This window comes from Phocaeicola sp. (genome assembly GCF_057861905.1).
This window is the reverse complement of sequence record NZ_DBMACV010000129.1, coordinates 1-3,454: the sequence shown is the minus strand read 5'-3', so window position 1 is coordinate 3,454 and position 3,454 is coordinate 1. Positions and strand designations below refer to the sequence as shown.

Here is a 3,454-nt window from a genome sequence, read left to right as displayed (position 1 = left end):
ATTGGTGCTGAATCAGTGGTTGTTGGAGAAATTGAAAAGAATTCTATTGCAACTGGAAGAATTGCAAAGAGGATTAATGAATGTGTAGGATGGAAATAACATAATTAGATAATTAATATACAAAACAACAACATAGAAAATTAGAGTATTGTTAAGCAGTGATTAATTAAGAAACGCCAAATCCGGCAAATGTCGGTTTTGGCGTTTCTTTAACATAAAATTATCGAAAGAGTGCGAAAAATATAAAAATACAACATGAACCTAAAAATAATGATATTGTAAATCGCTTTAAAGTCGTTATAATGAATATATAAAATGTTAGTTTAAAGAAAAATCAAAGGGAAAGGAAAAAGAAGTATGAAAAAACGTACAACATATCTGCTTAAGCGATTGGCAGCCGCATGTCTGGCCTTCGGAGTCGCTTTTACAGGTACACCGGCAAGCAGTCTGTACCCGATTACACAGGTGCAGGCAGCAGAAACAGCGTCAGAAAGTACTTTAGCTACAGCTTCACAGGCTGCGAAGTATGGACTGGCAGATGACATTCAGGATGGTGCTATTTTACACGCCTGGTGTTGGAGCTTCAACACAATCAAGGAGAATATGAAGGACATAGCAGCGGCAGGCTTTACAACTGTCCAGACCTCTCCTGCGAATGAGTGCAAGGACACTTATTCAAATATGAATAATCCGGGGTGAAATCCATCACCTGTCCGGCGTACGGAAATCAATATTCCGTTTTTTACGGAATCACGATTCCGGCAAAAAGGGAATCGCATTTTTCCTAAAACCTTATAATGATGTTATGCACTTTTAGTGTAAATTCATTATAAGGAGGTCACGATTATGACCCAATATCGAGAAATTATCCGGCTTACCGGATTGGGATTCTCACAGCGTAACATCATGGCAAGCTGTGGGGTTTCACAAAAAACTGTCGTCAAAGTTCAAAAACGTGCCAGAGAACTAAATATCTCTTGGCCACTCGATGATTCGATGAACGACACAGAGCTTCAAAGACTCATGTTCTCTAAAGAGAGCAAGGTATCTGCCAACAAGCGGATGCCTGACTATGCTTACATTCGCAAGGAGCTGCTTCGCAACGGCGTAAGCAAAAAACTCCTATGGACGGAATACATGGAGGATTGCCGTGCCAATGGTGAAGAACCACTCATGTATTCACAGTTCTGCTATCACATCCAGCAGGATGAGCAGAAGCATCGTGCTACCATGCATATCAACCGTAAACCCGGTGAGCAGGTTGAAGTTGACTGGGCAGGTGATCCTGCAACAGTCATTGATCCTGATACCGGCGAAATCATCAAAGCATGCATATTTGTCGGTGTAATGACTTACAGCCAGTATGCATACGTGGAAGCATTTCTGGACATGAAACAGAAATCATGGATCAATGCACATGTCCATATGTACGAATATTTTGGCGGTGTTGCCAGAATTCTCGTGCCGGATAACTGTAAGACTGCAGTTGTTCACAATGGCGGATGGAAAGACCCGCAGATCAATGAAACCTATCAGGAACTGGCTGAGCATTATGGCACTGCAATTATTCCGGCGCGTGTCAGAACTCCAAAGGATAAGCCGAATGCTGAGGGAACGGTAGGAAATATTTCTACCTGGATAACAGCAGCACTCCGGAATGAACAGTTCTTTTCTCTTGCCGAATTAAATCGTGCAATCAGAGAAAAACTGGAACAGTTCAATCGAAGGCTCTTTCAAAAGAAAGAGGGCAGCCGGCTGGACTTATTCCTTGAAGATGAAAAGCCATTACTTGCGCCATTACCTGCTACCCGCTTTGAACTGAGTGACTGGAAGACAGCCACCGTCCAGTTCAATTATCACATATCTGTGGATGGAATGCTATACTCAGTTCCGTATGAATACATCAAAAAGAAAGTTGATGTAAAGATAACAGATACCACCATTGAAATTTTTTACAACCATAACCGCATTGCTTCCCACCGTCGTCTGAAAGGACGCCCTGGGCAGTACAGCACCATTACAGAGCATATGCCGGAAGACCACCAAAAATATCTGGAGTGGAATGGCGACCGCTTCCGCAAATGGGCTGAACGGATTGGCATAAACACGTATGCTGTGGTCAATGCAATACTGACCTCCAAACGTGTGGAGCAACAGACCTATAGAAGTTGTATGGGGCTTCTGAAGCTTACTGATAAATACTCAGAAGCTTTGCTGGAAGCTGCCTGTAAAAAGGCATTATCCTATACATCTTCGCCCAGCTACAAGAGTATCAAAAACATCCTTGTAACTGGTTCTGTAAAAACGGAACCAGAATCATCTGGATCCAAGACCACACATAAAGCACACGGCATTACTAGAGGTGCCGACTACTATCGGAGGTAATCACATATGACAAATCAGAGTACGATTGATAAACTTATTGAAATGCGTCTTACAACAATGGCAGATGCATTCCATAACCAGCTTGACGATCCTAAATTCAAGGAAGTTCCTTTTGAAGACCGCTTTGGAATGCTGGTCGATATCGAATACAGCAACCGCAAGAATAACCGCCAGAAGCGTCTTATCCGCAATGCCGGATTCGACCAGCCGGAAGCAAGTATCATGGATATCAACTATACTTCTGGACGCAAGTTGAACAAGGATCTGATAAACAGACTTGCCACCTGCGAATATATATCTGAACACCGGAATCTTTTTATTACTGGTGCAACAGGCTGTGGTAAAACATACATGGCATGTGCATTTGGTATGGAAGCATGCAAGCAGTATTACAACACCAGGTATGTCCGTCTTCCTGATCTGCTTATTGATCTGGAGATGGCACGGACTGATGGCAGCTACAAAAAAGTTATGGCTAAGTATGCCAATCCCGTTGTCCTGATTCTGGATGAATGGCTGCTATTGAAACCAACAGATTCAGAACAGAGGGATATCTTCGAACTACTCCACAGGAGACGCAAGAAATCTTCAACGATTTTCTGCTCCCAGTATGAATTCGAGGAATGGTATGATCAGCTTGGTGGTGATGCCAGTCCTCTTGCTGACGCAATCATTGACCGAATAGCTCATGACAGTTATCGCATCAACATCACAAGTATTGATGCTGAGCATGACAGATCTATGAGAGAAGTATACGGTTTGGATAAAGCATTACGCGAGTAAACTCGCATAATTATACAGGTGATTTCCACTTCCGGACATCTGATTCCCAAATTTCCGGAAGTGCGATTTCATCGCACAAGAATATTCAAACTATCATGGATAAATGTACTCACGATGTAAGGCGTGCTAACTGGTTAAATATCATAAATCAATGTCAGGAACGACCTGCAAACGTAACTGTCCATCAATGGCTGAAAGACAATGATATCAAGGAAAAATCTTATTATTACTGGCTGCGCAAGTTTCGTAAAGAATCATACGACCAGATGCAGCTGCCTGTAACAAC

4 protein-coding genes are annotated in these 3,454 nt (G+C 42.5%); all 4 read left to right on the top strand.

Annotated elements, in window-relative coordinates; genetic code table 11:
• The first annotated feature begins 357 nt into the window (after window positions 1-357).
• On the top strand, window positions 358-699 hold the full coding sequence (locus ACZM60_RS14570; protein ID WP_489521851.1) for a hypothetical protein: 342 nt from the start codon (window positions 358-360) through the stop codon (window positions 697-699).
• A gap of 147 nt (window positions 700-846) precedes the next feature.
• Entirely contained in the window at window positions 847-2,385 is a 1,539-nt protein-coding gene (gene istA / locus ACZM60_RS14565) for an IS21 family transposase (RefSeq protein WP_489521850.1), read from the top strand.
• A 6-nt stretch (window positions 2,386-2,391) separates the two neighbouring features.
• Complete coding sequence (gene istB / locus ACZM60_RS14560) at window positions 2,392-3,168, top strand: IS21-like element helper ATPase IstB (RefSeq protein WP_489521849.1); 777 nt, start codon at window positions 2,392-2,394, stop codon at window positions 3,166-3,168.
• A 95-nt stretch (window positions 3,169-3,263) separates the two neighbouring features.
• The coding region (locus ACZM60_RS14555) for a hypothetical protein (protein ID WP_489521848.1) at window positions 3,264-3,454 on the top strand (191 nt) is incomplete at its 3' end.